This is a genomic window from Kitasatospora sp. NPDC058032 (assembly GCF_042885845.1).
Taxonomy (GTDB): domain Bacteria; phylum Actinomycetota; class Actinomycetes; order Streptomycetales; family Streptomycetaceae; genus Kitasatospora.
In genome coordinates, this window is the sequence record NZ_JBHVRK010000001.1 from 386,801 (window position 1) to 412,625 (window position 25,825).

Consider the following 25,825-nt stretch of genomic DNA (forward strand, 5'->3'; position numbering starts at 1 on the left):
GAGGAGGGTCGGGAGGGGACGAAAGGATCGGGGTGCTCGCAGTCGATGCGGGTGATCAGCTCCGGCAGTCCTTCTCGCCCGGCTTGCAGCGGTGCTCGAGATCCGCGGTCTCGGCCGCGGCGGCCACCTTGGCCCCCGCGCCGGCGACGACGCTCCTGACGACCACGGTGGCCGCGGCGACGCCGACGACCACAGACGCGACGCAGAACCTCTTCGATGCCGTGTTCGTTGCCATGGATGGTGCTCCAGATTCTTCAGCTCCGAGCGGTCGAGCCGATCAACCGCTCCGCACTCCACTCTGGTCGGCGCCCCGCCCCGGGCGCATGGGCCCGCCGTCCCGTTCCGGTCCCAAGAACGGGACGGCGGAGGGGACGGCGGCGAGGAGGCGCACGCGACGGAGGGCCCGTCGACGCGGTTCAGGGCAGCATCAGCACCGGCTTCACCACCTCCCCCGACTCCGCCGCCGCGGCCGCGTCCTCGACCGCCGCGAACGGGAACGTCCGCACCAGCCGGTCCACCGGCAGCCGTCCCGCGCGGAACAGGTCCACCAGCACCGGCAGGAACCGCTCCGGCACGCTCGCCCCCTGGTTCACCCCGACGATCCGGGGCGCCCGGGCGAGCAGCCCCGGCACGTCCAGCCCCACCTCGCTGCCGGCCGGCGGAGCGCCCACCACCCCGCAGGTCCCGCCGACGGCCAGCGCCTCCACCGCCTGGCGCAGCGCGCGCACGCTGCCGCTGGTCTCCAGCGTGTGCTGCGCGCCGCGCCCGCCGGTGAGCTCGCGGACCGCCGCCACCGGATCCGCCGCACCCGCGTCCACGACGTCGGTGGCCCCGAGCTCCCGGGCCAGCGCGAGCCGCTCCGGGCGCAGGTCGACGGCGACGATCCGCACCACCGGCGTCGACCGGGCCGCCAGGACGGCCGCCAGCCCCACCGCGCCCGCGCCGAACACCGCCAGCGTGTCGCCGGGCTCGGGCCGCAGCACGTTGAACACCGCGCCCGCGCCGGTCTGCACGCCGCAGCCGAGCGGCGCCAGCACCTCGAACGGCACCGCCGGACCGGAGACGGGCACGGCGTTGCGCTCGTCGGCGAGCGCGTACCCCGCGAAGGAGGACTGGCCGAAGAAGTGGCCGTGCAGCGCGGTGCCGCGGTGGCGGCCGGTGCCGTGCACGGTGGCGCTGCCGTCCAACCGGAAGCCGCCGAACAGGTTGAGCGCGGCCCAGTGGTCGCAGCGCACCGGCAGGCCGGCCCGGCAGGGCGGACAGGCGCCGCAGGAGTCGAAGGTCAGCACGACGCGGTCGCCGGGCCGTACCCGGGTGACGGCGTCGCCGACCGCCTCGACGGTGCCCGTGCCCTCGTGGCCGAGGACGGCGGGCAGCGGCGCGGGCGTACGGCCGGCCCGCACGCTCAGGTCGGTGTGGCAGATCCCGACGGCACGGATCCGCACCAGGACCTCGTCCGCGCGCGGCTCGTCCAGCAGTACGGTCTCCGGGCGGAACGGTCCGCCTCTCCCGCGCACCACGGCCGCGGTGGTCTCGATCACGACGGACCGGTCCCGTCCGACGGACCGCCGTCCGGGTCCCACGGGCCGTCGGGGGTGAACAGCCGCTCGGGGGTGGACCGTTCGTAGGGCATGCCGGGCGGCATCGCGAGCACCTCCAGCTGGAGGCCCCACGGTGTGCGGAAGTACACCCAGCGGTCGCCGTCGATCGGTCCGCCGTCGGCGACGGTCTGCGGTTCGCCCAGCACCTCGACGCCGGGCTGCCCGCGCAGGTAGGCGACGGCGCGGTCGACGTCCTCGACGGCGATGGCGAGGTGGTGCCCGCCCCAGTCGCTGTTGGCGGGCTGCTCGCGGCGCTGGCCGGGGGCGGTGTACTGGAACAGCTCCAGGTTGCCGACCGGGCCGAGGCGCAGCATCGCAATGTGCGCCACCGCCGAGCGGTGGACGCCGAGTTGGCGTTTCATCCAGTCGTCGTCGCCGGGGGGCGCGGCGACCGGTCCGAGGCGGTAGAGCAGGCGCGCGCCGAGCACGTCGGTGAAGAACGCCACCGCCTGGTCGAGGTCGGGGACGGTGTAGGCGACGTGGTGCACGGCGCGCGCACCGGGGATGCCGGTCATGGGGCGCTCCTTCCGGGGGCGCCGGGGAGCAGGGACCGTTCGTGGGCGGCGTCGCGCTGGTTGGCGACGGCGCTCGTCAGGCTCAGGCCGCCGTCGACGGTGAGCGACACCCCGGTGGTGTAGGCGGCGCCGGGGCCGGTCAGGTGGACGATGGCGGCGGCGACCTCCGCCGCCCGGCCCGGCCGGCCCACCGGGATGGCGGGCCGGGCGAGAGCGCCGAGGTCGTGGCCGCCGAGACGGTGGTTGTCGAGGACGTGGTCGTCGAGGACGCCGTTCATCCGGGTCGCGGTCTCACCGGGGCTGACCGCGTTCACGGTGATCCCGTACGGCGCCAGCTCCAGGGCCATCACCCGGGTGAGCCCGCCCAGCGCGCCCTTGGCCGCGCAGTAGGCGGCGCCGCCCGGGATCGGGGTGAACTCGTGGACGGACGTGACGTTGACGATCCGCCCGCCGCGTCCCTGGCGGACCATCCGGCGGGCGGCCGCCTGGGCACAGGCGAAGGGGCCGGTGAGGTCCACCGCGAGGATCCGCCACCAGTCGTCGAGGGTCTCGTCCAGGACGGGTGAACGGCGGTTGATCCCGGCCGAGTTGACCAGGATGTCGATCCCGCCGAGCCGGTCGGCGGCCCCGTGCACGGCCCGTGCGGCGGCCGCCGGGTCGGCGAGGTCGAGCGGCAGCAACACGGTCCGCCCGCCGGCGAGTTCGGCCGTGCGGCGGGCGGCGGCGAGGTCGGTGCGGTAGCCGATCGCGACCGCGTGCCCGGCCCGGGCGAGGGCGACCGCGACGGCACGGCCGATGCCGGAGCTGGCCCCGGTGACGACCGCCACCGAGGGCGGCCGCCCGTCGCCGCCGCCGTCGGGGTGGTGGTGATGCGGTCCGGGGATGCTCATCCGGTCACCTCCGCCGCGGCGGCGGGGCGGACCTGGTAGCCGGCCCGGGCGAGGCTCGGTGCGCCCAGGTAGCCGTAGAGGGCGGCGGTCGGGCCGGCCCGGCCGGTCCGGAAGCCGTGCCACTCGCCCGCCGGGACGAACACCAGGTCTCCGGCGTGGACCGGGACCTGGGCGCCGCCCATGAGGTGGGTGCCGCCGCCGGACAGGACGAGGAAGAACTCGTCGGCGTGCGGGTGCCGGTGCAGGTCGTGGCTGCCGTCGGCGCCGAACGACGAGGCAGCGACGGCGAGTCGGCGGGCGCCGACGGTCTCGTCGGTGGCGAGCCAGTGCACCGCCATGCCGGCCGAGCCGGCGATCGGGGCACGGTCGCCGCGGACGGCGTCATCGGCGCCGCCACGCGCGGCGGGTACAGCCGGGACCAGCGGGTCCGGCGGCTCCGGGGCATCACCGTGGACACGGACGGCGGCCCTCGGCGGCGCGAGCGGGACCGGGTAGGGGCGCGGCACGGGCAGATCGCCGACCACCGCGAGCGGCCGGACGGTCAGCACCGCGGCGGGCGCGCCGGGCAGGGCGGTGAGTCCGCAGGAGCTGCCGGGCGGGTGGTACAGGCCCTCGCCGGGGCCGAGCACGCGCCCGGACGAGCGGATCCCGCCGGAGAGCACCAGCGTCACGGATTCGCCCACCCGGGAAGGATGGTGTTCGACGCGGACGCCCGGCGGCAGGGTCTCGACGGTCAGCCCGCCGTGCGCGGACGGCAGGTGCCGCGGGTCGATCAGCCGCCGGAACGCGGGGGCCGTCCGGGGGACGGCGGCGGGTACGAGGATCACGCGGGATCTCCTTCGGTGACGGGGGCGGGGAGCCCCCGGGGCTTGGCGGTTCCCCCGCGGCCGACGGCCGGGGGGCCGGTGCGGCCGAAGTCGAGCAGCACCTTGGGCGGACCGCTGCGGCCGCCCGCCAGCATCCGGAATGCCTCCGGCCCGGCGGACGGCGGCAGCACGGCGGCGATCAGCGGCTCGGCCGTCAGCACGCCGCCGCTCAGCAGCCGCAGCGTGCGGTCGTAGTGGTCCAGGCCGTGCCGGACGCCGATCACCGCCAGTCCGCGCAGGGCGAGTCGGCCCGGGTCGAAGTCCGGGCACGGGCGGCCCGCCACGCCGATCACGGCGAGCCGGCCGCCCGGTTCGAGCAGGTCGAGGCCGAGCGCGAACGCCTCCGCCGCGCCCGACGCCTCGACCGCGAGCGAGTAGCGGGCGACGCCGGCGGCCCTCGCCTGCTCGGGGCTCAGGGCGCGGCGCGCGCCGCAGCGCATCGCCAGTCGCCGCCCGGCCGGGTCGATGCCCACCGCGTCCACCGACTCGCCCAGGCGGGCGGCGAGTTGGACGGCGAGCAGGCCGATCGTGCCGGTGCCGAGCACGGCCACCCGGTCGCCGAGCCGGCACCGGGCCAGTTCGAGGCCGGCCACCACGGTCACCGCCGGTTCGGTCAACACCGCTGACCGGTCCGGTACTTGGTCGGGGATCCGGGACAGCGAGCGCTCCGGGAGCACCACGTACTCGGCGGCGGCACCCGGACGCCCGTACAGCCCGACCTCGGTGAGGCGTTCGCAGAGCGGGCGGCGACCGCACCGGCACATCCGGCAGCGGCCGCAGTGCACCATGGTGTGGCCGACCACTCGGTCACCGGGCGTGAACTCGGTGACTTCGCGGCCGACTTCGTCGACCGTTCCGCACCATTCGTGCCCCGGGACGAGCGGGTAGCGGGCCCGCCCGTCGCGCAGGTAGGCGGCGGTGCCGTGGAGGAGTTCGAGGTCGGTGCCGCAGAGGCCGACCAGGGAGGTCCGCACGGTGACCGCGTCCGGCCCGGGCGGCGCCGGTCGGGGTACCCGGGCCAGCGCGATCCGGTGCGGCGCCTCGAACCGCAGCGCCGCCATGGTGGGGCGGGCGCCGACCGTCGTGCGGTCGGCGCCCGCCGTGGTGGCGGGAGCCTCGGCGCGGGACCGGTCGGCGGCGGCGTCCGCGGCCTCGGTCCGCCCGGTCGTGACCGGGCCGGTCATGGCCGGCTCCGTCGTTCGGCGCGCCGCCGGGCCAGGGAACGCCTGGTCGCGGTGGTGCGGCGGGGCGCGGACAGGGCCAGGCAGAGCAGCTCGGCGCCGAGCGGACCGGCCTCCAGGAGCAGCGCACGGCCCCGGGTCGCCAGCAGCAGGTCGCCGTCGACGGCCAGGTGGTCCGGCTCGTCGGCGCTCCGGCCGACGAGCAGCGAGCCGCGTGCCACGAACAGGACGGTCTCGCCGTCGGGCCGCCCCGGCAGCGCGTAGTGGGCGCCGGGGCTGAGCCGCAGGTGGTCGAAGCTCTCGCAGGCGCTGGCGAGCATGGAGCGGCGCGCCAGGCAGCGCACGCGCACGCGCTCGCCGTGCGGGCCGAGGATGACGGCGGCCGAGGCCGTCGCGGTGGTGACGATCACCTTGGCTCGCCTCCTTTCGGGCTCGGAGGGGTGTCGGGACGGTCGGGGCGGTGGCGGTCGGGGCGGTGGTGGTCGGTGGCGCGGCCGTCCTGGTCGGCGGCCGGTCGGCGTTCAGTGGCCGGGCGGCGTTCGGTGGCCGGAGGCTCGACGGTCGGCCGCTCCGCCGCCGGGTGGGCGGTGGCCCGGCCCGGGTGGCCGGCGACGGCGAGCACCGCGTGGAAGTACTCCAGACCGGCGGTGCCGGCCGTCAGTACGGTGCGCGCGCCGAGCGGGAGGGTCACGGCGGTGCCCTCGACCAGCGGGATCCCGGAGTCGCCGGCCATCGACGCCTCGTCCCCGGTCTCGGCCTCCGGCACCGTCGCGGTGCCCGATCCGGCCGTGACGTACAGGGCGCGTTCGACGCCCTCGGCGGTGACCTCGACGCTGCGGCCCGGGTCGAGCCACTGCAGTCCGACGGCGCGCAGCGGTCCGGTCAGCACCCGGCTGGGGTCGACGGCGCCGCGCCGGCGGAGGTCGGTGATGACGGTGCCGGTCATGACGGAGACTCCTTCTGGTGTCCTGCGGTCCCTGCTGGGCCGTATCTGTTCTCCACGGTGCGGCGCCTGCCGTCCCGGTCGCACGGGAACCCGGTCCCGTCCTGTTCCCGGCCTGCGCCCGGCCCGTTCCCGAGCCCTTCCCGAGCCGCGCCCGGCCCGTTCCCGGGCACCGCCCGGGCCCGCGCCGCCCCGGCCTCACCCCGCGCCCGGGCCCGCCCCGGCGGGTACGGGCACGCGGGCCGGGACGGGTTCGGGACCGGCGCTCCGGCTGCGCGGCACGCCCGCCCCCGCCGGCTCGCCCAGGCCCTCCACGGCGGCCCTCAGCACCGCGCCGTCCACCGGGGTCAGCAGCCTGCCGTCGGCGCAGTACGGGCGGCCGAGGTCGGCCAGCAGCAGCAGCCCGGGCCGGGCCGCGGCGACGAGCGCGGCGGTCAGCCGGTCGGCGTCGACGCCGTCGGGCAGGGTGGTCGCCGAGCCGTTGCGGGCCAGCAGTTCCCGGTGGGCCCAGCCGGTGGCGCCTGCCGCCAGGCCGAGCCGCGCCGCCACCCGGGCGGCGAGCAGCAGGCCCAGCGACTCGGCGTCGCCGGGCGCGAGGGCGGGGCCGGCGACGGACCGCACCGCGTCGGCGAGGCTCCGGCCGTAGCCGAGGGCCAGCGCGGGGCCGGTCTCGTCGGGGTCGAAGCAGACCAGGGCGGCCCGCGCGTCGGCGCACAGGGCGAGCAGGGCGGTGAGCGTGGCCGCGTCGTACCGGGCGCCGGGGTGGAGGAGGGCGGCGAGCATCGGGTACTGGGCCGGGCAGACGGCGAGGACGTGGCGCACCACCGCGACCGTCCCGGCCCGTGTCCGCTCGGCGGGCCGGGCGGCCAGTTGGTCGGCCCGGACCCAGACCAGCGCGGCCGGGACGGGCCGGTGCAGGGCCAGGGCCGGACCGCACGCGGCGGCCAGGTCGGTGGGTATCCGGACGTCGGCCGGGAGTTCGCAGGCACGTTCGCCTCCGACGGCGACGACGACGGTTCCGTCGCCGGCGCTGCCACCGGCGCTGTCACCGGCCGTGGCGGTGGGCGGAAGCGGTCCGTCGCGCAGGTCGTGCACGGTGGTGGGCGCCAGGTCGGCGGCGAGCGCGCGGACGCGGGCCGCCGGTTCGGCGGGCCCCGTGCCATCGGTGACCACGACAAACCGCTCGGCCGCCAGTGCGTCGAGCCGCACCTGGAGTTCGGCCCACGACGGCTCGCCGACGCGCACCGCCAGACAGACTTGTGCGGGACCGGCCTGGATCCGCCGGTCGAGCCCGACAGTTCGACGCATGGCGGCCTCCTCCCGTCCGTGCTCAGGCCTCCACGCTGCGCCGCCCACCGCCCCGCCCACCTGAGCCCCCGGCCCCGACCGCGCCCCGCGCCCCCGCCCGGGACGGGCCCGGGTAGGGCCGGACCCGTCCCGGGCGGCCCTACCCACGCCGGGCTGCCGGAGGCGGTCGGCCCGACGCTCGCACGCTGCCGGACCGGACGCGGGACCCTGCCGCGCCCCCTCGCGACGTGCCGGGCGCGGCCGGAGCTCCGGCGGGTGCACCGGTGTCCACAGCTCCGTGGGCCCCCGGGGGCCGTCGTACAGCCGCCGGAGCACCGCCCGGCGGCTGCCGCACCGGCTGATGGCCACCCCCGCGCCCGGGTGGCCGGCGGCACCCCGTCGACCGGCCCGGCGAACCGCAGGTCCGGGGGCGGAACGGCTCCCCGGCCGAGACCGCGTACAGCGGCTACCTCCGCCTCCCACCGAGCGGCACCGCCCCCGCCCCCGCCCCCGGCCCCGGCCCCGGCCCCGGCCCCGCCCCCGTCGCGCTCCGCGCGAGCTCCGGGCGGCGTTCCGGCAGGGCGGCGCTCACCCGGTCCGGCAGGACGGTCAGGCAGAGCAGTTCCGCGCCGAGCGGGCCGCCGTGCAGATGGACGGATTCGCCGTGCGGCGCGAGCAGGAGGGTGCCGCGGTCGAGCAGGCGCAGCGGCTGGTCGGGGCAGTCGAGCAGGAGGACGGGGCCGCGCAGCACGTACCAGGCGGCCTCGGTGGCGTCGCGGCCGGTGAGGTCGTAGCAGGCGCCGGGGCCGAGGCGGACGTGTTCGAAGGCCTCGCACTCGCTATGCAGCATGCCCCGGCGGGCGAGGCAGCGGGTGCGGATCCGCTGGGCGCCGGGGCCGAGGAGCAGACGGGGCGCGGCTGTGCGGGTGACGATCATCGGGGCTCACCGCCCCGGGACGGCCCGGGCACGAGTTCCGCGTGCAGGTGGGCGAGCCCGCCGGGGCCGGCCACGAGGTCGAGGGCGGTGCCGAGCGGCAGGGTGACGGCCGTGCCGGGGCGCAGCGGCACCCGGACGTTCCCGGTGCCCGCCCGGCCGTGGCCGCCGATGACGAAGACCGTGTGCTCGACGCCCTCGGCGAGCAGGAACTCACGTTCTCCGGTGGCCAGTTCGACATGTCGCAGCAGGCGCAGCGGTCCGCCGATGACGGCGGACGGGTCGAGCGGGCCGGTGCGTCGCAGGTCGCGGACGACGGTACTGCCGACCGCACCGCCGACGCCGGCCCCGCCGGCCCCGTCGCCGTCGGCACCGTCGCCGCCGCGCTCCGCCGGCAGTTCGATCACCAGCCACTCCAGCGGCCCGGCCCCGGTGTTGCGCAGGCCGTGCCGGGCGCCGACGGCCGTCAGCACGGCGTCGCCGGCGCGGACGGCGTGGCGGCGGCCGTCGAGGGTGACCTCGCCCTCCCCGGCGAGCAGCACGTACACCTCGCGGGTGCGGGTGTGGAGGTGCTCGCCGCTGATCCCGCCGGGCGGCACGCGCGCCCATTCGACGGCTTCCCAGTCCCCGGCGAGTCCGGCGCGGCGGGCGAGGCAGGTCCACTGGGTGACGCCGGCCGCCCCGTGCACGCCGTGCACGTCCGCCGGCGCGGTGGTGTCGGCGATCACGACGGCGCTACGCACGCGTTCCACTCCCCCGCAGCGCGGCCGCGGCTCCGGCCGTCGTCCAGGCGCGCAGCCGGGCTGCGGCATCGGCGAGTTCGGGTGCGTCGAGATCGTCGACGAACACGCCCGCGCCGATGCCGCGGGGCAGCGGCAGCCGTTGCCGCCCGTCGCGGTGGCGGAGGGTGTCGGCGAGCGCCTCGCCGAGCGTGACGGGCTCCATCAGCGGGTGCCAGACCGGCAGTTCGAGTCGCCGCATCAGGCGCAGGACGCGTTCGGCCTGCCCGGAGTCGAGCAGGCCGCGGCGGCGGGCGACGACGGTGGTGAGCGCCATGTCGACGCAGACCGCCTCGCCGTGCAGGAGTTCGGGCAGCGCGCGCATCTCGACGGTCGGGCTGAAGGAGTGGCCGTAGTCCATGAGGCGTTCCAGGCGGTGCTCCCAGAGGTTGGGCTGGAGTTCCTGGAGCATGCCGTGGACGGCGCTGCCGAGGACGGCGGGACCGGCGCCCGGGGACTGGAAGCCGGTGTCGAGCAGGGTGCGGCCGTGCCGTTCCAGCAGGCGGAAGAGGCCCTCGTCCTTGATCAGCGCGACCTTGAGGATCTCGGCGAGCCCGTTGCCGATGTGGCGGCGTTCCAGGGTGGCGAGGAAGGCGGGGTCGAGCAGGGTGTCGACGGCGGGGTGGTAGCTGCCGAGGCGGTTCTTGTGGCGGCCGTGGTTGACGCCGGTCTTGGCTCCGACGCCCGCGTCGACGAGGCCGATCAGCGTGGTCGGGACCCGTACGAACGGCGTGGAGCGGCGGTAGAGGCTGCAGGCGAGGCCGACCACGTCGGTGAGGACGCCGCCGCCGACCGCGATCACGGGTTCGCCGCGCCGGGAGATCCCGAAGGAGTCCATCCGGTCGGCGACCTGGAAGACCGCGTCCATGGTCTTCACCTGTTCGTGGGCGAGCAGGACGTGCGTCTCGTGCTCGACGCCCTGGGCTTCGAGGTAGCGGCGCAGGCGGTGGCCGTGCAGTGCGTGGACGCGGGCGTCGACGACGACCAGTCGGCGCCCCGGCGGGCCACCGGCCCGGGCGAGCGCCGGGTTGCCCGGGTCCAGCACGCCGGGGGTGAAGCGGACCCGGTAGCTGACGGGCAGGGCGGTGGCGACCGTCCAGCCGGTGGCGGGAGCGCCGTTCACCGGGTCGCCGGTGGCGTGCAGGCCGGGGAGGTGGACGTCGGCGCCGGGGGTGGCGTCGGCGGCGGGGGTGGCGTCGGCGGCGGGGGTGGCGTCGGCGGCGGGGCGGTGCTGCGGGTGGGGGACGGACACGGGTCGGCTCCTTCGGCGGGACGGCGGCTGGGGCGGCCCGGCGGGTGAGGGAGGGTCCGCCGGGCCGGTGTGCACCACGCTGGCGCGCCCGCCGTCCCGGACGCACGGGCGTCCGGCCCCATCCGCGTCCCGGGCGCACCCGGGACCGACCCGGCACCGGCTCGCGTCGGCTGCCCGCGCGCACGCCCCACGTACGCGCCCCGCGCGCGTGCCCCTCGCACACGAGCCCCCACGCACGAGACCCCCATACGAGCCCCCACGCACAAGCCTCGCGCGCACGCTCCACCGGGCCGCCCCGGCGACGTACGGTGGAACACGGAGGCCGACACCATGCACGCCACCGCCACCCACTTCACCGACCGCACCGAAGCGGGCCGCCGACTGGCCGCCCTGCTGGGCCACCTGCGCGGCCCCGGCACCGTGGTGGTGGCCCTGCCGCGCGGCGGGGTCCCGGTGGCCGCCGAGGTGGCCGCCGCGCTCGGCGCGCCGCTGGACATCTGCGTGATCCGCAAGCTGGGTGTCCCGTACCAGCCGGAGCTGGGCATGGGGGCGATCGGCGAGGACGGGGTGCGGGTGATCAACGAGCACGTGCTGCGGCCCGCCGGGGTGACGCCGGAGCAGCTGGCCGCCGTGGAGGCGCGCGAGCGGACCGAGCTGGAGCGCCGGGCGCACCGCTACCGGGGCGGCCGCCCTCCGGTCGACCTGCACGGGCGGACGGTGGTCGTGGTCGACGACGGCATCGCCACCGGCTCGACCGCCCGGGCGGCCTGCCTGATCGTGCGGGCGCGCGGCGCGGCGCGGGTGGTACTCGCCGTGCCGGTGGCACCGCCGGACTGGACGCGGCGGCTGAGCGGCGTGGCCGACGAGCTGGTCAGCATCGGCACGCCGTCGCCGTTCTTCGCGATCGGCGAGTTCTACGCGGACTTCTCGCAGACCGAGGACGCCGAGGTGCTGCGCCATCTGGCCGCGGCCCGTTCCGGGGGGCCGCCGGGCGAGGACGGGACGGCCGGACCCGCCGACGTCCCGGCGTCCGACGAGGTCCCGGCGTCCGACCGCGAGCTGACGCTGCCCGCCACCGGTGTGGGACTGACCGGCCGGCTGACCGTCCCGGCCGGCGCCCGCGGCATCGTGGTGTTCGCGCACGGCAGCGGCAGCAGTCGCCGCAGTCCGCGCAACCGCCACGTGGCCGAGGGCCTCAATCGCTCCGGGCTGGCCACCTTCCTGTTCGACCTGCTCACCGAGGACGAGGAGGAGGACCGCCGGAACGTCTTCGACGTCGACCTGTTGGGCGCCCGGCTGACCGACGTGGCCCGCGCGCTGCCCGCCGAACAGGCCCGCCCGGCCGGGGGGCCGTTCCTGCCGCTCGGCCTGTTCGGCGCGAGCACCGGGGCCGCCGCCGCGCTGTGGACGGCCGCCCGGCTCGGCGACGGCGTGGGCGCGGTGGTCTCCCGGGGCGGACGGCCGGACCTCGCCGGGGCGGACGCGCTGGACGCCGTGCTCGCGCCGACGCTGCTGATCGTCGGCGGCCGGGACGGGGCGGTGATCGACCTGAACCGGCGGGCGCGCGAGCGGCTGCGCTGCGAGAGTGAGCTGGCGGTCGTCCCGCACGCCGGCCACCTGTTCGAGGAGCCCGGCACGCTGGACCGCGTCACCGAGCTGGCCCGCGACTGGTTCAACGCCCACCTCGCCCCGTGCGCGCGCCCCGCCTGACCGCGCCCGGCTCCGCCCCCTCCCCTCTCACGACCGCCGAACCCACCCCTCGGACCACCGAACCCGCCCTGACCAGCGCACACGCCCGTTCGTGTCCGATACGCAGAACTCGTGAAACATCCCGAATCCACCATGCATTCTGCACAGCGTGACCAGCGATTTCCTGATCACCTTGTACACATTGAACAGTGAAAACCCGATCTGTTGCCCAACCCGCCCGACTGGAGCAAGCTCAGCGCTCAGCCGCCCGCATCCGCCCTCAGCCCAACCCCGCGGAGCGGCCGCCTCAAGCGGATGCCTCAATGCCGAGGCCTCAATGTGGAGGAACGACCGATGACCCCGCAGTCCCACGCCCTTGAGCTGACCCCCGAGGAGCGCGAGGCCGGTCTCGACGCCGAGCAGCTGCGCCGCCTCGTCGGCCTCGTCGAGCACGACCCCGCCACCGACCCGTTCCCGGTCACCGCGCAGGACGCCGTCGTGTTCGTGGTCGGCAACGCCACCCAGACGGCCCAGTTCTACCAGGCCGTCTTCGGCATGGAGCTGGTCGCCTACTCCGGCCCGGAGACCGGCCGCCGCGACCGCAAGGCCTTCGTGCTGCGCTCCGGCTCCTGCCGCTTCGTGATCAAGGGCGGCGTCTCCCCCGACAGCCCGCTGCTGGACCACCACCGCCGCCACGGCGACGGCGTCGTCGACCTGGCTCTGGAGGTCCCGGACGTCGACAAGTGCATCGCGCACGCCCGCGCCCAGGGCGCCACCGTCCTGGAGGAGCCGAACGACGTCTCCGACGAGAACGGCACCGTGCGCCGCGCCGCCATCGCCACCTACGGCGAGACTCGCCACACCCTGATCGACCGCTCCCGCTACACCGGCCCGTACCTGCCCGGCTACATCGCCGCGAAGAGCAGGGTGCAGCACCCGGAGGGCTCGCCGCGCCGCCTGTTCCAGGCCCTGGACCACGCGGTCGGCAACGTCGAGCTCGGCAGGATGGACGAGTGGGTCACCTTCTACAACAAGGTCATGGGCTTCGTGAACATGGCCGAGTTCGTGGGCGACGACATCGCCACCGACTACTCCGCGCTGATGTCCAAGGTCGTCGCCAGCGGCAACCACCGGGTGAAGTTCCCGCTCAACGAGCCGGCCGTCGCCAAGAAGAAGTCGCAGATCGACGAGTACCTGGAGTTCTACACCGGCGCGGGCTGCCAGCACATGGCGCTGGCCACCAACGACATCCTCACCACGGTCGACGTGCTGCGCTCGCGCGGCGTCGAGTTCCTGAACACCCCGGACTCGTACTACGACGACCCCGAGCTGCGCGAGCGGATCGGCAAGGTCCGGGTGCCGATCGAGGAGCTGAAGAGCCGCGGCATCCTGGTCGACCGCGACGAGGACGGCTACCTGCTGCAGATCTTCACCAAGCCGATCGGCGACCGTCCGACCGTCTTCTACGAGTTCATCGAGCGGCATGGCTCGCTCGGTTTCGGGAAGGGCAACTTCAAGGCGCTGTTCGAGGCCATCGAGCGCGAGCAGGAGCGCCGCGGCAACCTCTGAGGCCGCCCCGCCCCGGAGGCCGCCGGTCTCCGGGGCGCGCGGCCACCGCTGAAGCCGTAGGAAGCGCTGGGCCACAGGAAGGTCCGGGAGGAGCAGGGACGATGGCGTACTACCGGCAGCTGGGCAGCATCCCGCCCAAGCGGCACACGCAGCACCGCACACCCGAAGGCGGCCTGTACTACGAGGAGTTGATGGGCGAGGAGGGCTTCTCCTCGGACTCCTCGCTGCTCTACCACCGGGGCATCCCCTCGGCCGTCGTGAACGCCGTGCCGTGGGAGCTGCCCGACCAGTCGACGGTGCCCAACCACCCCCTGCTCCCCCGCCACCTCAAGCTGCACGAGCTGTTCGCCGGCCAGGAGTGGAAGTCCGCCGACGTCGTCGCCGGGCGCCGGCTCGTCCTCGGCAACGGCGACGTGCGGATCTCCTACGTCGCCGCCGGGGCGCCGAGCGAGCTGTACCGCAACGGGCTCGGCGACGAGTGCGTGTACGTGGAGTCCGGCTCCGCCGCCGTGGAGACGGTCTTCGGCACGCTGGAGGTCGGCCAGGGCGACTACGTGCTCATCCCCCGGGCGACCACCCACCGCTGGGTGCCCACCGGCGACGAGCCGCTGCGCGCCTACTGCATCGAGGCGAACAGCCACATCACCCCGGTCAAGCGCTACCTCTCCAAGTACGGCCAGCTGCTGGAGCACGCCCCGTACTGCGAGCGGGACCTGCGCGGCCCGTCCGGCCCGCTGCTGGTGGACGGCACCGACGTCGACGTGCTGGTCAAGCACCGCGGCCCGAACGGCATTTCGGGCACCCGGTACACCGTGCCGCACCACCCGTTCGACGTGGTCGGCTGGGACGGCTGCCTGTACCCGTACGCGTTCAACATCCGGGACTTCGAGCCGATCACCGGGCGGATCCACCAGCCGCCGCCGGCCCACCAGGTGTTCGAGGGCAACGGGTTCGTGATCTGCAACTTCGTTCCCCGCAAGGTGGACTACCACCCGCTGTCGATCCCGGTGCCGTACTACCACGCCAACGTGGACAGCGACGAGGTCATGTTCTACTGCGGCGGCGACTACGCGGCGCGCAAGGGCTCGGGCATCGGCCAGGGCTCGATCTCGCTGCACCCGGGCGGCCACACCCACGGCCCGCAACCGGGCGCGTACGAGCGGTCCATCGGCGTGGAGTTCTTCGACGAGCTCGCCGTCATGGTGGACACCTTCCGCCCCCTGGAGCTGGGCGAGGGCGGCCGTGCCTCCGAGGACGCCGGCTACGCCTGGACCTGGTCCGGTCGGGGGCCGCAGCAGTGAGCACCGCCCCCGTCCCCGCCGCCGCTTCCCCCGTCCCCCCGCTGTTCCAGGGGCTGTTCGACGACGCGGCGGTCTTCCCGCCCGGGAACCTGCCGGTCGCCGACGCGGTGCCCGCGCACCGCGCGCACCGCACCGCCTGGTACGCCGACGCGGTCGGCCCGCTGCTCTGCGGAGCGGGCCGGCTGGACGAGTTGGCGGCCGCGGCGCAGGGCCCCGTCCTCCGGGTCGGGCTGGTGCTGCCGGGGGGCAGCGCCGAGCTCGGCCCGGCCCTCGCCGCCGCCGCGCCCTTCGAGGTCGCCGGCGTCGAACTCGCCACCCGGGACGCCCGCGAGGCCGTCGCCGCACTCGACCTGCTGCTGCCGCCGGACGTGCCGGCCGCCGTCGAACTGCCGCGCGAACTGCTGCGCGGCGACGGCCTGGACGAGGTCCTGGACGTGCTGGTCGACAGCCCGTACCGGGCCAAGTTCCGCACCGGCGGGGTGGTCGCCGGCGCCTTCCCGGACGAGCGGGAGCTGGCCGGCTTCCTCACCGGGTGCGCGCAGCGGGGCCTGCCCTACAAGTGCACCGCCGGGCTGCACAACGCCGTCCGGCACACCGACCCGGTGACCGGCTTCGAGCACCACGGCTTCCTGAACGTGCTGCTGGCCGCGCAGGAGACCGATCCGGCCGCGGCCGCCGAGGTGCTCGCCGAGCGCTCCGGCGAGGTGCTCGCCAAGGCCGTGCGCACCCTGAGCGACCGTCAGGTCACGGTGGTCCGCAACTCGTTCACCGCGTTCGGCACCTGTAGCATCGCCGAGCCCCTGGACGACCTGGCCGCCCTCGGCCTGCTGTCGTCCGACCCGACGCCCCAGGAGGACCGTTGACCACCCCCCGCAGCTGGCTCGCCCCCGCGAACGACTCGCCGTTCGGCGTGCACAACCTGCCGTACGGCGTCTTCACGGCCGGCGACCGGCCGGGGCGGCGACGGATCGGCGTGCGCGTCGGCGACTTCGTCCTGGACGCCGGCGCCGCCGCCCGCGCCGCCGGGGAACCGTCCGTGCTCCTCGACGCCGCTTCCCTCAACCCGCTGCTGGCCGCGGGCCGCCCGGTGTGGACCGAGGTGCGCGCCGCGCTCACCCGCCGGCTGACCGAGGAGTCCCACCGGGACGCCCTCACCCCGCTGCTGCTGCCGCTCGCCGAGGTCGAACTGCACCTGCCGTTCGAGGTCGCCGACTACGTCGACTTCTACGCCTCCGAGCACCACGCCACCAACCTGGGCCGGATCCTCCGCCCCGGCTCCGAGCCGCTCACCCCCAACTGGAAGCACCTGCCGATCGGCTACCACGGCCGCTCCGGCACCGTGGTGGTCTCCGGCACCCCGGTGGTCCGCCCGCACGGGCAGCGCAAGGCCCCGGCGGACGCCGTGCCGTCCTTCGGCCCGACCCGCCGGCTGGACATCGAGGCCGAGGTCGGCTTCGTCGTCGGCGCGCCCAGCACCATGGGCGAGCCCGTCACCCTGGACCGCTTCCGCGAGCACGTGTTCGGCGTCTGCCTGGTCAACGACTGGTCCGCGCGCGACATCCAGGGCTGGGAGTACGTACCGCTCGGCCCGTTCCTCGGCAAGTCCTTCGCCACCTCCGTCTCCCCGTGGATCGTGCCGCTGGACGCCCTGGAGCACGCCCGGATCACCCCGCCGGCCCGCGACGTCGAACTGCTCCCCTACCTCGACGACCGCGGCGGCGAGCCGTGGGGCCTGGACCTCGCGATGGAGATCCGCCTCAACGGCCACCCGGTCTCCCGCCCGCCGTTCGCCTCGATGTACTGGACGGCCGCCCAGCAGCTCACCCACATGACCGTCAACGGCGCCTCGCTGCGCACCGGCGACCTGTTCGCCTCCGGCACGGTCAGCGGCCCCGAGCCCGAGACCCGCGGCGCGCTCATCGAGCTCACCTGGAACGGCGAGAACCCGCTCAAGCTCCCGGACGGCTCGACCCGCGCCTTCCTGGAGAACGACGACGAGGTGACCATCACCGCCACCGCCCCCGGCCCCGACGGCACCGTCATCGGCTTCGGCGAGGTCACCGGCCGCATCGTCCCCTGAGGCCCCGTGGGCCCTCGCGGCCCTCGCACCACCTGATGCCCTCGCGGCACCCCTGAACCACTTTCCCCCGCCGGACGAAGGGCGGCCCCGGTCTCACCACCGGAGCCGCCCTTCGTGCTCTCCGAACACCGCCGCCCGGTGCTTGCGGCCGGGCCCGGGGCCGAAGGTACGGTGACGGCGAGGATCTTGACGACTTTCTCGGGCCGGTCGACGACGAACGGGAGTGGGGACGATGGGTGACGACGTGCGGGTGTGGCGGGACGGCGCGGTCGGGCGGATCGTGCTCGACCGGCCGCGGGCGCTCAACTCGTTGACGCACGGCATGGTCGTGGACGTGCGGGCCGCGCTGGAGGAGTGGGCCGCGGACGACGCGGTGCGGGTGGTGGTGCTCACCGGAGCCGGGGAGCGCGGGCTCTGCGCGGGCGCGGACATCCGGGCGATACACGACGACGCCAAGGCGGGCGGGGCCGGCACGCGCGCGTTCTTCCGCGACGAGTACCGGCTGAACGCGCTGATCGCGCGCTACCCGAAGCCGTACGTCGCGGTGATGGACGGCATCACCATGGGCGGCGGCGTCGGGCTCTCCGCCCACGGGTCGGTGCGGATCGTCACCGAGCGTTCGGTGGTGGCCATGCCGGAGACCCGGATCGGCCTGGTGCCGGACGTCGGCGGCAGCCGTCTGCTGGCCCGCGCGCCCGGCGAGTTGGGCACCCACCTGGGGTTGACCGCCGCCTCGATGACCGCCGGGGACGCGCTGCTGTGCGGGTTCGCCGACCACTTCGTGCCGTCGGCGAGCCTGCCCGCCCTGCTGACCGACCTCGCCGACCTCACCGGTTCGCCGGCCGAGGTGGTGGCCCGGTACGCCGAACAGGCCCCGGCCGCGCCGCTCGCCGAGCAGCGCGGGTGGATCGACGCCTGCTACGCGGCCGACTCCGTGGAGGAGATCGTGGCCCGGCTGACGGCCGGCGGCGCCCCGGAGGCCAAGCCGGCCGCCGAGGAGCTGGCCGAGCGGTCGCCGACGATGCTCAAGGTCACGCTCGCCGCCCTGCGCCGGGCCCGGGCCCACGGCTCGCTGGAGGAGAGCCTGGTCCAGGAGTACCGGGTGTCCTGCGCCGCGCTCGCCCACCACGACCTGGTGGAGGGCATCCGCGCGCAGGTGGTCGACAAGGACCGCGACCCGCACTGGTCCCCGGCCGCGCTCACCGGGGTCGACGAGCGGAGTGTGGCCGCCTTCTTCGAGCCCCCGACCGACGGTGACCTGCGCCTCGGCTGACCTGGGGCCGCCCGGTGAGCGGGTGACGACCGTCTCGCGGACCGAGACTGGCGCGAGGCGGGCCGCTTCGGAGATCGTTGGCTCGTCAGAGCGCGCAATCGAATGGGAGTCAACGGCGATGACCGAGACCTACGAGACGATCCTGGTGGACCGCAAGGGCCGGGTCGGCCTGATCACCCTCAACCGGCCGGAGGCGCTCAACGCGCTCAACACCCGGCTGATGAACGAGGTCGTGGCCGCGGCCACCGCGTTCGACCGGGACCCGGAGATCGGCTGTCTGGTGATCACCGGCTCGGCGAAGGCCTTCGCGGCGGGCGCCGACATCAAGGAGATGCAGGACAACCGGTTCCCGGACGTCTACCTGGACGACTGGCTGCGCCCGTGGGACCGCCTCGGCGAGCTGCGCAAGCCGATCGTCGCGGCGGTGGCCGGCTTCGCGCTGGGCGGCGGCTGCGAGCTGGCGATGCTCTGCGACATCCTGATCGCCGCGGACACCGCGAGGTTCGGCCAGCCGGAGATCAAGCTCGGCGTCATCCCGGGCATCGGCGGCTCGCAGCGCCTCACCCGGGCGGTCGGCAAGGCGAAGGCGATGGAACTGTGCCTGACCGGCCGGATGATGGGCGCCGAGGAGGCCGAGCGCGCCGGCCTGGTCTCCCGCATCGTCCCCGCCGACGACCTGCTCGCCGAGGCCCTCGCCACCGCGGAGAAGGTCGCCGAGATGTCCACCTCGGCGGCGATCATGATGAAGGAGAGCGTCAACCGCGCCTTCGAGACCACCCTCGCCGAGGGCGTCCGCTTCGAGCGCCGTCTCTTCCACGCCGCCTTCGCCACCGCCGACCAGAAGGAGGGCATGGCGGCCTTCGCCGAGAAGCGCCCGGCGGTCTTCAACCACCGCTGACCCGGCTTGCCCGGAAGGCCCCTTCGTCCCGGACCGCTGGAGGACGAAGGGGCCTTCCCGGCTATGCCCCTTCTGTCAACGCGAGCGGCTGAGGAGCAGCACGGCGGTGGTGACGAGGTGCAGGAGCGCTGCCGCCGACACCCCGTAGGCCGCCCAGACCCGCTCGCGGTCAGTGTCGGGCGGGGAACGGTCGCCGTCGTCGGAGCCGTCGTCCGGCGGGGTGGTCACGCTCGGCTCCGGAGGTCGCGGAGGACGGCGGCAACCTTGGCGTGGTCGGCGGGGCTGTGGTGCTCGTAGAGGGCAGCGGCGTGGCGGAGCAGCGTGATCGCGTCACCGGTGCGCCCGCGCTCGCGGCCAGCGAGCGATGATCGCGTCCGGCCTCGTAGGGCCGGACGCGCTGCTGCCACCGAGGTCGGCGTAGAGGTGCGGGCCGGGGGTGTTCTGGCCGTGGAGGAGGTCGACGGCCAAGGCGGTCTTGCCCATCCCCTCGGGCCCGGTGATGAGGACGGGCAGAGGTTCCTCGGCGGAGAGGAGCGCGGAAAGGCGAGCCCGCGCCTCGACCCGATCCGCCAGCGGCCTCCGACGGGGAAGCAGCCGCGGCACCGGCGGGGGCGGCGGTGCGGGCAGGGTGATGCCTCCGGCGATCGTCCCGGCCTGCACGATGATCTGAGCGTGCGAGTCGGTGACTGCGTTGCTGATCAAGGGTTGTCGCGTCCTCGGTGAGGTGTCAGTGGTAGCAGGGGAGAAGGCGCGGGATCAGACCACAATCTGTGCGGCGTCCAGGAAGCCGGTCGGGGCGTCGTAGGCGAGGTGCGGGCCGATCACGGCCCACACCCGTTTGCCGGTGCGGTGGGACTCGTAGCCGCTCGCCTCGGCGTAGACGGCGATCAGCCGAAGGCCACGTCCGGACTCGTCACAGGCGCCGACGGCACGCATCACCGGGTCGGCGCTGCTGCTGTCCGTGACCGTGAGGACGACCCGGTCGCCGTCGAGCCACATGTCGACGTCGATCAGCCCAAGGCGGGGGCGACCGTGGCGGGCAGCGTTCGTCACCAGCTCCGTCAGCACGAGGAGCGCCGCGAACGACTGGTCGCCGTCCGGGTCGTATCCCCACGCGCGGAGGACGCCGTCGGCGTCGGCCCGCAGACCGGGGACGGCAGCGGGCGCGCGGTCGACCGTCCAGGTCGCCCTCGGCGCCGCGGACGGGGCTTGCGGGCAGGGCTGCATCTCGGTCACCGCGGCCACCTCTGTGGTGTGCCGTCGGAGACCGGCATCGACTCTGACGATCTTCGAAGCGAGGTTCATCGACGCTTTCTCCATGGCTCGGAAGGCTCCTTGCAGAGAGCATCGCCACTGGAGAAGGCACAGACTGTCACTCCTCAGTGATAGTCCAACTCCATTGAGTGGTTATCAGATTCCGACCCAGTGAGCCATGCTGCTGAGCGTGCCCGGCGTGGACCGGTGCGCCGAGACGAGGCCGGTGATCGTTTCGCGCACCATCGGGTGGTAGCGCATCTGCTGGGGGGCGAGTTCGCGGGCGCGCTGGAGCGACCTCAATGACGCTTCCGACCGGCCGATCCACAGCTGTGCGCGCGCAACCTCCGCGATGTGCGCAGCCGCCCGCGAAGCCGGCCAGTCCTCCGGGATCCGAAGCCGATCGGCGACTCGAACGGCCTCCGCGTACTTGTACTGCTCGGAGAGTGTCGCGACCTGGTGCACGATCACGTTTGTCGGACCGAACGAGAGCCAGTTCACCCGGACGGCCTCGCCCGTCCGCTCCGAGATCCGAACGGCCTCCGAAATGTGCCCGGCCGCCGTATCGCCGTCCCCGGAGCGGGCCGCCAGCATGGCTGCGCCAAGGTGGAGTTGCCCCACCGCCACATCCCGGACCCGGCCCGCGTCTGCCTGATCGAGGGTGGCCATGCCGACTCCGACAAGCCGCTTCCCCAAGTCGAACTGGCCGGAGCGGAGATAGACGATCGAACGCAGGTACTGACGGATTCCGGCGAGAACCGGGTCGGACGCGCGCTCGGCGGCCCAGGCCATCCGGTCCAGGGCTACGACGCAGAGGTCGCTGTAGCCCAGCTTCGTCGTGATGTCGTAGGCCGTGCGATAGGTACTCGCCAGCACCTGCCAGGCCTTCTCCGACGGTGCCACGTGCGCAGCCGTGGTGACCTCGGCGATCAGGCCGGGCAGTTCCCGGGCGGCTTCCTTGATGCGAGTCTCGCGAATCAAGGCGCACAACTGATCGGCATTAGTCAGCAGTTCGTCGACCGTGCGGGGTGCGACATCGGGATCGGCACCGAGGTCGTAGAGGTCGAGGGCTTCGCGAATCGGTTGGATCAGAATGTCGAGCTCGTCCTGACGAAGCTCGGTCAGGTACGGCTGGCCGGTGAGGTCTGCGGTCTGCACGAACAACGCCCGGGCAACCGCGGTGATCACCGCGGGCGTTGCCGGCTTGGCGCCCTGCTCGACCTTGGTCAGCATGCTGTAGGAGATGTGGGCACGGGAAGCGAGCTCGCGCTGGGTCAGCCGGCGAAGCTTGCGGTAGTGGGCGATGCGTTCGCCGATGTGCTCGGAGACGTGCCTGGGCATACTGGTAACTCCGTTCGTAGCAACCAGTGCGGACGATACCTCGCCGAAGTGGGCGGGACGTGTCCTCTGCAAGGGAGTCGTGGCTTGGCCGCACACCGTAAGCCGTTCCTCTACGTCGTCGTCTGCGCCTCGGGGGTCGCCGACGGGGTCGGCGAGCTGATCGCGGCAGCTCAGGCCGATGGCTGGGAGGTCGGGGTGATCGCCACGCCCAACGCACTCGGACTGCTCGATCGGACGGCCGTCGCAACACAGACCGGCTACCCGATCCGCTCCGCCTGGCGCACACCCGGAGCTCCCCGGCCACTGCCGCCGGCCGACGCCATCGCCGTCGTCTCCGCCACGTTCAACACCATCAACAAGTGGGCCCAGGGCATCGCCGACACACTCGCACTGGCGATCCTTTGCGAGGCCTACGGCCAGGGCGTCCCGGTAGCCGTACAGCCCTACGTCAACTCCGCCCTCGCCGCCCACCCGGCGTACGCGGAGAGCCTGGCCCGACTCCGTTCCATGAACGTCCTGATCGGCAACGCCGTTCCCCACCCACCCAAGTCCGGAGGAGCGCGCGACCGGTACAGCTGGACCCACGTCCTCGACCTGCTCCGCCCGGTCCTACGTTCGAGGTGAGGCCCACACGAATCGGGTAGGCCTGCCGCAGCGGAAACACCGCAAGAAAAGTGGAACCCCCCATGACCGAGAACAAGCCGGCGGTGGCGGTTCGGCTCCTCAACGGTCAACAGACCGCGGAGTTGGAGCGTCAGCTGAAGACTGGTGGAGCACCTTGATCGATCCCGGACCGGAGGAGCTGACGCTGGAGGACGGGCGGCGGACGTTCGGCCTCTTCGAACTGGCAGTGCAGCCGCAATGGCGCCGCCAGGGCATCGCAACTCGCGTGCACCGGGCGCTCGTCGAAGGGCTCGACAATGCACGGGTGATGTTGAACGGCCGACCGGAGGCGACCGCAGCGCAGGCGGCCTACCGTTCATGGGCTATCGGCGATTCGGAGCCGCGATTCCTTGGGAGGGCGCGGCTCCACACGAGGTGATGATCCTGGCTCTGACGAATGTTCCGGAGAGCGACACCATGACGAGGTCAATGTGGTCGAACTGCGTCACTACCAGAAGGACTCGCTGCCCGAGGGCTTCCGCCAACTGCTCCTGAACGTCCACGCGGACGCCTAAGCGGCGGAGTTGGTGGAGGATGAGTTCGTACAGCGCTTTCCGTGGTTCGTCGACCACTGGACGAGCCTGAACGGCTTCACCTGCGTGGTCGCGTACGACGGCTCCGAACCGGTCGGCTTCGCCTACGGGGCACCGCTGACCGCCGGCCGGGAGTGGTGGCGCGAGCACATCGTCAACCCTCCGGAGCGGTGCACCACCTTCGGCTTCTCCGAGCTGATGATCCGCCCGGCCTGGCGCGGGAAGGGACTGTCCGCCCAACTCCAGACCGCGTTGATCGACAATCGGCCCGAGGGCCTGGCCGTACTCCTCGTCGACCCCGACCACCCCAAGGTGCAGAGCCTGTACGAGTCCTGGGGCTACAGCCAGGTCGGCTTCCGGCAGCCCTTCCCGGACTCGCCCCGCTTCGCCGTCATGGTCCGCACGCTCCGATGAGAGCCTGCGGACCGCCGGCGGATCACCCGTCCTCCTGCTGATCGACCAGGCCGACATCGGCGGATCGGCTACGGACAGTGCGGTGTCGAGCCGCTGGAGCACCCGGTGGACCTCGTGGCCCCGGTCCCGAACCAGGCCGCTGCCGCCGGCCCCTCACCAGTGACAACACAGAGGAGATCCGTTGCCCGCACAGCACGACATCGAATCGGAGCGCGAACTCTGGGACACGTACGCGGCCGGGATCAAGGACGAGGTGTTCGAGGCCGGGCCGGTGTTCCGCTGGACGCAGTACGCCGGCCACGGGCCCGGGGCGGAGTTGCTCGGGTCGCCGGACAGTGCCTTGGAGATCGGGTGCGGCACCGGGCGGGCGATGGCCGCGCTGGCCGGGCGGGGTGTGGAGGTCACGGGTGTTGATCTCTCGCCCGTCATGGTCGGGAGGGCCTCCGAGCGCTGGGGGTCTTCCGGCGTCCGGGTCCACTGTGCGGAGGTGCTGGACTACCTGCGCGGCACCGACGAGACCTGGGACGCGGTCTACTCGGTGTTCGGGGCGGTCTGGTTCACGGACCCGCTGAAGCTGCTCCCCCTCGTCGCCTCCCGTCTGAGCCCCGGCGGCGTCCTCGCGTTCTCGCAACCCCCCGCGATTCCCGGCGCCTACGGTCCGCAGGGCATGTACAAGGGTGGCTTCGCCGGGAGGGCGCTGTACACGTACCGCTACTCCTACACGCCCCGCGGGTGGCTCGGCCTGCTCCGGCGGAGCGGGTTCGAGTCGGTGGAGGCTTCGGTGCTCGACGCCCCGACCGAGGGGCACATCGGGACGCTGATCGTGACGGGAAGGACTCCGAGGGGCTGACGCCGAATTCCTTGGACCGTGCCGTCGGGCGCGTGATCCACTGCGCTCATGAGCTTGTCGGTACATGTCTTCGTCGTCGGTGCGGATGGTGAGAGGCAGGTGCAGGACGTTCCGGACGGATACTTCAACGGTGCGGGCCCCGAGAGTTGGCGTACTCGAGTGTGGGGCGCGGAGGTCGTCCGCTCGCTGGGGGCCGGGTTCCTTCCGGTCCTGGCCGAGCGGGACCTGTGGGTCGAGCCCGAGCAGGTCCCCGCGTTCCTGCGCGAGTGCCTGATGCTGCGCGACAACCTGGAGAGGGTCGTCGCGGGCACCGGCCCCGTGATGTCGAACCAGGAGCCCGGGACCGCGGTCTCGGAGCGGTTGGCGATCATCGAGGAGGTCGCCGGGCGGGCGGCTGCGACGGGAGGCGGTGTCGTCATCCGGTGAGCGCGGAAAAGCACTTGCGCGGCGGGATACGCTGCTTCGGTCGTTGACGAAGCAGCGGAACGGGCGGGCGTGACGTGACTGGCGAACTGCGTGAGATCCCACTGATCGACGGTCCGGTGAGGTTCCGCGGAGCGCTGGATCTGGAGCGGACCGAGGCCGGTGTGCTGCCGTGGCGGCTGCCCCTGTGGACGCGGGCGCAGTTCCCGGACGACTCCGTCCAGCGGATCGCCACGCTGTCCTCGGGGGTCCGGCTGGCGTTCGTGACGAGCGCGACGGTGCTGGAGGTCGAGGCGCTCACGACCGTCACCCAGTACGACGGCAGTGCCGGACACTCCGCGCCCGGGGCCCTGGAGCTGGTGGTCGACGGGGTCCGGTTGCGCAGGGCACCGCTGCTCGCGGGCAAGGTGTCGCAGGTGTCGGTCGGGCGCAGCAGGACGATCCCGGGCCCGAGCTGCCGCGTGACGTTCGATCAGCTGCCACCGGGCGAGAAGGCGATCGAGCTGTGGTTGCCGCAGCAGTCCCGTACCGAGGTGGTCGGTCTGTGGGCCGATGCCGCGGTCGGGCCGCCGTCGGCGACCGGTCGGCGCAGCTGGCTGCACCACGGCAGCTCCGTCAGCCACTTCCCGGAGGCCGACTCGCCTTTCGACACCTGGCCGGTGATCGCCGCGGGTCTCGGCGGGGTGGAACTCGTCAACCTCTCGCTGGCCGGTAACGCCCGGCTCGACCCGTTCGTGGCGTGTGCGATCCGGGACGCGCCGGTCGACCTCATCAGCCTCAAGCTGGGTCTCAACGTCGTGACCGGCGCCTCGTTCCGACGGCGTTCCTTCGGGCCGGCGGTGCACGGCTTCCTCGACACGATCCGCGAGGGGCACCCCGATACCCCCCTGCTGGTGGTCTCCCCGGTGATCTGCCCTCCGGTCGAGGGCACCCCCGGCCCGGTCACCATCGCCGCCGACGGACGCTTCACCGCGCTCGGCGCGCCCGCCGACGTCCCGGCCGGGGCGCTGACGCTCGACGTCGTACGCGAGGAGCTGGCCCGCATCGTGAGCGCTCGCCGGGTGCACGATCCGAACCTGCACCACCTCGACGGCCGTGACCTGTTCGGCGAGGGCGACATCCCCGACCTCCCGGACGGCCTTCACCCCAACAGCGCCGGCCACCGCCGCATCGCCGAACGGTTCGCCGGGATCGCGTTCACGCAGGCGGGTCCGTTCGCCTGATCACGCGCGGGCGGGGTGGTCAGGTCGGCCAGGTCGGCCGGGTTCGTGCGGTCGGCCGAGGTCGCG

Annotated in this window: 29 protein-coding genes; 13 read left to right on the top strand and 16 right to left on the bottom strand. The window is 74.2% G+C overall.

Annotated features, from left to right (window positions below; all coding sequences use genetic code 11):
• Nucleotides 1-55: 55 nt before the first annotated feature.
• The 12 genes from ACFVUH_RS01735 to ACFVUH_RS01790 form a co-directional block, all read right to left on the bottom strand.
• A complete protein-coding gene (locus tag ACFVUH_RS01735) occupies nt 56-235 on the bottom strand; it encodes a hypothetical protein (protein WP_387910474.1) in 180 nt (59 codons plus the stop codon).
• 181 nt (nt 236-416) lie between these two features.
• Nucleotides 417-1,541, bottom strand: coding sequence for an NAD(P)-dependent alcohol dehydrogenase (locus tag ACFVUH_RS01740; protein ID WP_387910476.1), 1,125 nt, complete (start codon nt 1,539-1,541; stop codon nt 417-419).
• The gene (locus ACFVUH_RS01745; protein ID WP_387910477.1) at nt 1,538-2,116 is read right to left on the bottom strand and encodes a VOC family protein; all 579 of its coding nucleotides are present in this window, start codon (nt 2,114-2,116) and stop codon (nt 1,538-1,540) included. Before ACFVUH_RS01745 ends, ACFVUH_RS01740 begins: the two co-directional genes overlap by 4 nt.
• Nucleotides 2,113-3,006 (bottom strand): SDR family oxidoreductase, encoded by an 894-nt coding sequence (locus ACFVUH_RS01750; RefSeq protein WP_387910479.1) that lies wholly within the window; start codon nt 3,004-3,006, stop codon nt 2,113-2,115. Before ACFVUH_RS01750 ends, ACFVUH_RS01745 begins: the two co-directional genes overlap by 4 nt.
• A complete protein-coding gene (locus ACFVUH_RS01755) occupies nt 3,003-3,833 on the bottom strand; it encodes a cupin domain-containing protein (RefSeq protein WP_387910481.1) in 831 nt (276 codons plus the stop codon). Before ACFVUH_RS01755 ends, ACFVUH_RS01750 begins: the two co-directional genes overlap by 4 nt.
• The gene (locus ACFVUH_RS01760) at nt 3,830-5,056 is read right to left on the bottom strand and encodes a zinc-binding dehydrogenase (RefSeq protein ID WP_387910483.1); all 1,227 of its coding nucleotides are present in this window, start codon (nt 5,054-5,056) and stop codon (nt 3,830-3,832) included. Before ACFVUH_RS01760 ends, ACFVUH_RS01755 begins: the two co-directional genes overlap by 4 nt.
• Nucleotides 5,053-5,463 (bottom strand): hypothetical protein, encoded by a 411-nt coding sequence (locus tag ACFVUH_RS01765; RefSeq protein ID WP_355362854.1) that lies wholly within the window; start codon nt 5,461-5,463, stop codon nt 5,053-5,055. The genes ACFVUH_RS01760 and ACFVUH_RS01765 overlap by 4 nt, the downstream gene beginning before the upstream one ends.
• Nucleotides 5,460-5,999: a hypothetical protein gene (locus ACFVUH_RS01770; protein WP_387910485.1), complete on the bottom strand. Its 540-nt coding sequence runs from the start codon at nt 5,997-5,999 to the stop codon at nt 5,460-5,462. Before ACFVUH_RS01770 ends, ACFVUH_RS01765 begins: the two co-directional genes overlap by 4 nt.
• A gap of 195 nt (nt 6,000-6,194) precedes the next feature.
• On the bottom strand, nt 6,195-7,304 hold the full coding sequence (locus ACFVUH_RS01775; RefSeq protein ID WP_387910486.1) for a hypothetical protein: 1,110 nt from the start codon (nt 7,302-7,304) through the stop codon (nt 6,195-6,197).
• A gap of 445 nt (nt 7,305-7,749) precedes the next feature.
• Nucleotides 7,750-8,220: a hypothetical protein gene (locus tag ACFVUH_RS01780; RefSeq protein WP_387910488.1), complete on the bottom strand. Its 471-nt coding sequence runs from the start codon at nt 8,218-8,220 to the stop codon at nt 7,750-7,752.
• Entirely contained in the window at nt 8,217-8,960 is a 744-nt protein-coding gene (locus tag ACFVUH_RS01785) for a cupin domain-containing protein (RefSeq protein WP_387910489.1), read from the bottom strand. Before ACFVUH_RS01785 ends, ACFVUH_RS01780 begins: the two co-directional genes overlap by 4 nt.
• Nucleotides 8,953-10,248, bottom strand: a complete 1,296-nt coding sequence (locus ACFVUH_RS01790; protein ID WP_387910491.1) for a sedoheptulose 7-phosphate cyclase — start codon at nt 10,246-10,248, stop codon at nt 8,953-8,955. The genes ACFVUH_RS01785 and ACFVUH_RS01790 overlap by 8 nt, the downstream gene beginning before the upstream one ends.
• 330 nt (nt 10,249-10,578) lie before the next feature.
• Here ACFVUH_RS01790 and ACFVUH_RS01795 point away from each other — a divergent pair, with 330 nt between their 5' ends.
• The 7 genes from ACFVUH_RS01795 (at nt 10,579) to ACFVUH_RS01825 (ending at nt 19,058) form a co-directional block, all read left to right on the top strand.
• Nucleotides 10,579-11,958, top strand: coding sequence for a phosphoribosyltransferase family protein (locus ACFVUH_RS01795; protein ID WP_387910493.1), 1,380 nt, complete (start codon nt 10,579-10,581; stop codon nt 11,956-11,958).
• A 333-nt stretch (nt 11,959-12,291) separates the two neighbouring features.
• On the top strand, nt 12,292-13,506 hold the full coding sequence (gene hppD / locus ACFVUH_RS01800) for a 4-hydroxyphenylpyruvate dioxygenase (RefSeq protein ID WP_387910494.1): 1,215 nt from the start codon (nt 12,292-12,294) through the stop codon (nt 13,504-13,506).
• Nucleotides 13,507-13,607: 101 nt separating this feature from the next.
• On the top strand, nt 13,608-14,807 hold the full coding sequence (locus ACFVUH_RS01805; RefSeq protein WP_387910495.1) for a homogentisate 1,2-dioxygenase: 1,200 nt from the start codon (nt 13,608-13,610) through the stop codon (nt 14,805-14,807).
• The gene (locus tag ACFVUH_RS01810; protein WP_387910497.1) at nt 14,804-15,670 is read left to right on the top strand and encodes a hypothetical protein; all 867 of its coding nucleotides are present in this window, start codon (nt 14,804-14,806) and stop codon (nt 15,668-15,670) included. The genes ACFVUH_RS01805 and ACFVUH_RS01810 overlap by 4 nt, the downstream gene beginning before the upstream one ends.
• The gene (gene fahA, locus ACFVUH_RS01815; protein ID WP_387910499.1) at nt 15,667-16,887 is read left to right on the top strand and encodes a fumarylacetoacetase; all 1,221 of its coding nucleotides are present in this window, start codon (nt 15,667-15,669) and stop codon (nt 16,885-16,887) included. The genes ACFVUH_RS01810 and fahA overlap by 4 nt, the downstream gene beginning before the upstream one ends.
• A gap of 232 nt (nt 16,888-17,119) precedes the next feature.
• Nucleotides 17,120-18,160 (top strand): enoyl-CoA hydratase/isomerase family protein, encoded by a 1,041-nt coding sequence (locus tag ACFVUH_RS01820; protein WP_387910501.1) that lies wholly within the window; start codon nt 17,120-17,122, stop codon nt 18,158-18,160.
• A 118-nt stretch (nt 18,161-18,278) separates the two neighbouring features.
• A complete protein-coding gene (locus ACFVUH_RS01825) occupies nt 18,279-19,058 on the top strand; it encodes an enoyl-CoA hydratase (protein WP_355362831.1) in 780 nt (259 codons plus the stop codon).
• 75 nt (nt 19,059-19,133) lie between these two features.
• Here ACFVUH_RS01825 and ACFVUH_RS01830 read toward each other — a convergent pair whose 3' ends face one another.
• The 4 genes from ACFVUH_RS01830 to ACFVUH_RS01845 all read right to left on the bottom strand — a co-directional run bounded on the left by ACFVUH_RS01830 (nt 19,134) and on the right by ACFVUH_RS01845 (nt 21,653).
• The gene (locus ACFVUH_RS01830; protein WP_387789872.1) at nt 19,134-19,286 is read right to left on the bottom strand and encodes a hypothetical protein; all 153 of its coding nucleotides are present in this window, start codon (nt 19,284-19,286) and stop codon (nt 19,134-19,136) included.
• 102 nt (nt 19,287-19,388) lie between these two features.
• Entirely contained in the window at nt 19,389-19,760 is a 372-nt protein-coding gene (locus ACFVUH_RS01835; protein WP_387910503.1) for a hypothetical protein, read from the bottom strand.
• 54 nt (nt 19,761-19,814) lie between these two features.
• The gene (locus ACFVUH_RS01840; RefSeq protein ID WP_387910762.1) at nt 19,815-20,285 is read right to left on the bottom strand and encodes an ATP-binding protein; all 471 of its coding nucleotides are present in this window, start codon (nt 20,283-20,285) and stop codon (nt 19,815-19,817) included.
• 183 nt (nt 20,286-20,468) lie between these two features.
• Nucleotides 20,469-21,653, bottom strand: coding sequence for a helix-turn-helix domain-containing protein (locus tag ACFVUH_RS01845; RefSeq protein WP_387910505.1), 1,185 nt, complete (start codon nt 21,651-21,653; stop codon nt 20,469-20,471).
• Nucleotides 21,654-21,737: 84 nt separating this feature from the next.
• Between ACFVUH_RS01845 and ACFVUH_RS01850 the strand changes: the two genes are divergently transcribed.
• From ACFVUH_RS01850 to ACFVUH_RS01875, 6 genes are all read left to right on the top strand, one after another.
• Entirely contained in the window at nt 21,738-22,277 is a 540-nt protein-coding gene (locus ACFVUH_RS01850) for a flavoprotein (protein WP_387910507.1), read from the top strand.
• A 154-nt stretch (nt 22,278-22,431) separates the two neighbouring features.
• Nucleotides 22,432-22,695 carry a GNAT family N-acetyltransferase gene (locus tag ACFVUH_RS01855; RefSeq protein ID WP_387910509.1) on the top strand — a complete coding sequence of 88 codons (264 nt, stop codon included), beginning with the start codon at nt 22,432-22,434 and terminating at the stop codon, nt 22,693-22,695.
• Nucleotides 22,696-22,843: 148 nt separating this feature from the next.
• Nucleotides 22,844-23,263, top strand: coding sequence for a GNAT family N-acetyltransferase (locus ACFVUH_RS01860; RefSeq protein WP_387910764.1), 420 nt, complete (start codon nt 22,844-22,846; stop codon nt 23,261-23,263).
• Nucleotides 23,264-23,444: 181 nt separating this feature from the next.
• The gene (locus ACFVUH_RS01865) at nt 23,445-24,113 is read left to right on the top strand and encodes a class I SAM-dependent methyltransferase (RefSeq protein WP_387910511.1); all 669 of its coding nucleotides are present in this window, start codon (nt 23,445-23,447) and stop codon (nt 24,111-24,113) included.
• Nucleotides 24,114-24,161: 48 nt separating this feature from the next.
• A complete protein-coding gene (locus tag ACFVUH_RS01870) occupies nt 24,162-24,539 on the top strand; it encodes a hypothetical protein (RefSeq protein WP_387910513.1) in 378 nt (125 codons plus the stop codon).
• Nucleotides 24,540-24,655: 116 nt separating this feature from the next.
• On the top strand, nt 24,656-25,759 hold the full coding sequence (locus ACFVUH_RS01875) for a GDSL-type esterase/lipase family protein (RefSeq protein WP_387910515.1): 1,104 nt from the start codon (nt 24,656-24,658) through the stop codon (nt 25,757-25,759).
• Nucleotides 25,760-25,825 lie beyond the last annotated feature (66 nt).

Coding starts and splice junctions, on each gene's coding strand:
- ACFVUH_RS01735 (WP_387910474.1), bottom strand. CDS start 235: ATGGCAACGAACACGGCATCGAAGAGGTTCTGCGTCGCGTCTGTGGTC.
- ACFVUH_RS01745 (WP_387910477.1), bottom strand. CDS start 2,116: ATGACCGGCATCCCCGGTGCGCGCGCCGTGCACCACGTCGCCTACACC.
- ACFVUH_RS01750 (WP_387910479.1), bottom strand. CDS start 3,006: ATGAGCATCCCCGGACCGCATCACCACCACCCCGACGGCGGCGGCGAC.
- ACFVUH_RS01760 (WP_387910483.1), bottom strand. CDS start 5,056: ATGACCGGCCCGGTCACGACCGGGCGGACCGAGGCCGCGGACGCCGCC.
- ACFVUH_RS01770 (WP_387910485.1), bottom strand. CDS start 5,999: ATGACCGGCACCGTCATCACCGACCTCCGCCGGCGCGGCGCCGTCGAC.
- ACFVUH_RS01775 (WP_387910486.1), bottom strand. CDS start 7,304: ATGCGTCGAACTGTCGGGCTCGACCGGCGGATCCAGGCCGGTCCCGCA.
- ACFVUH_RS01780 (WP_387910488.1), bottom strand. CDS start 8,220: ATGATCGTCACCCGCACAGCCGCGCCCCGTCTGCTCCTCGGCCCCGGC.
- ACFVUH_RS01795 (WP_387910493.1), top strand. CDS start 10,579: ATGCACGCCACCGCCACCCACTTCACCGACCGCACCGAAGCGGGCCGC.
- hppD (WP_387910494.1), top strand. CDS start 12,292: ATGACCCCGCAGTCCCACGCCCTTGAGCTGACCCCCGAGGAGCGCGAG.
- ACFVUH_RS01805 (WP_387910495.1), top strand. CDS start 13,608: ATGGCGTACTACCGGCAGCTGGGCAGCATCCCGCCCAAGCGGCACACG.
- ACFVUH_RS01820 (WP_387910501.1), top strand. CDS start 17,120: ATGGGTGACGACGTGCGGGTGTGGCGGGACGGCGCGGTCGGGCGGATC.
- ACFVUH_RS01825 (WP_355362831.1), top strand. CDS start 18,279: ATGACCGAGACCTACGAGACGATCCTGGTGGACCGCAAGGGCCGGGTC.
- ACFVUH_RS01840 (WP_387910762.1), bottom strand. CDS start 20,285: ATGCAGCCCTGCCCGCAAGCCCCGTCCGCGGCGCCGAGGGCGACCTGG.
- ACFVUH_RS01845 (WP_387910505.1), bottom strand. CDS start 21,653: ATGCCCAGGCACGTCTCCGAGCACATCGGCGAACGCATCGCCCACTAC.
- ACFVUH_RS01870 (WP_387910513.1), top strand. CDS start 24,162: ATGAGCTTGTCGGTACATGTCTTCGTCGTCGGTGCGGATGGTGAGAGG.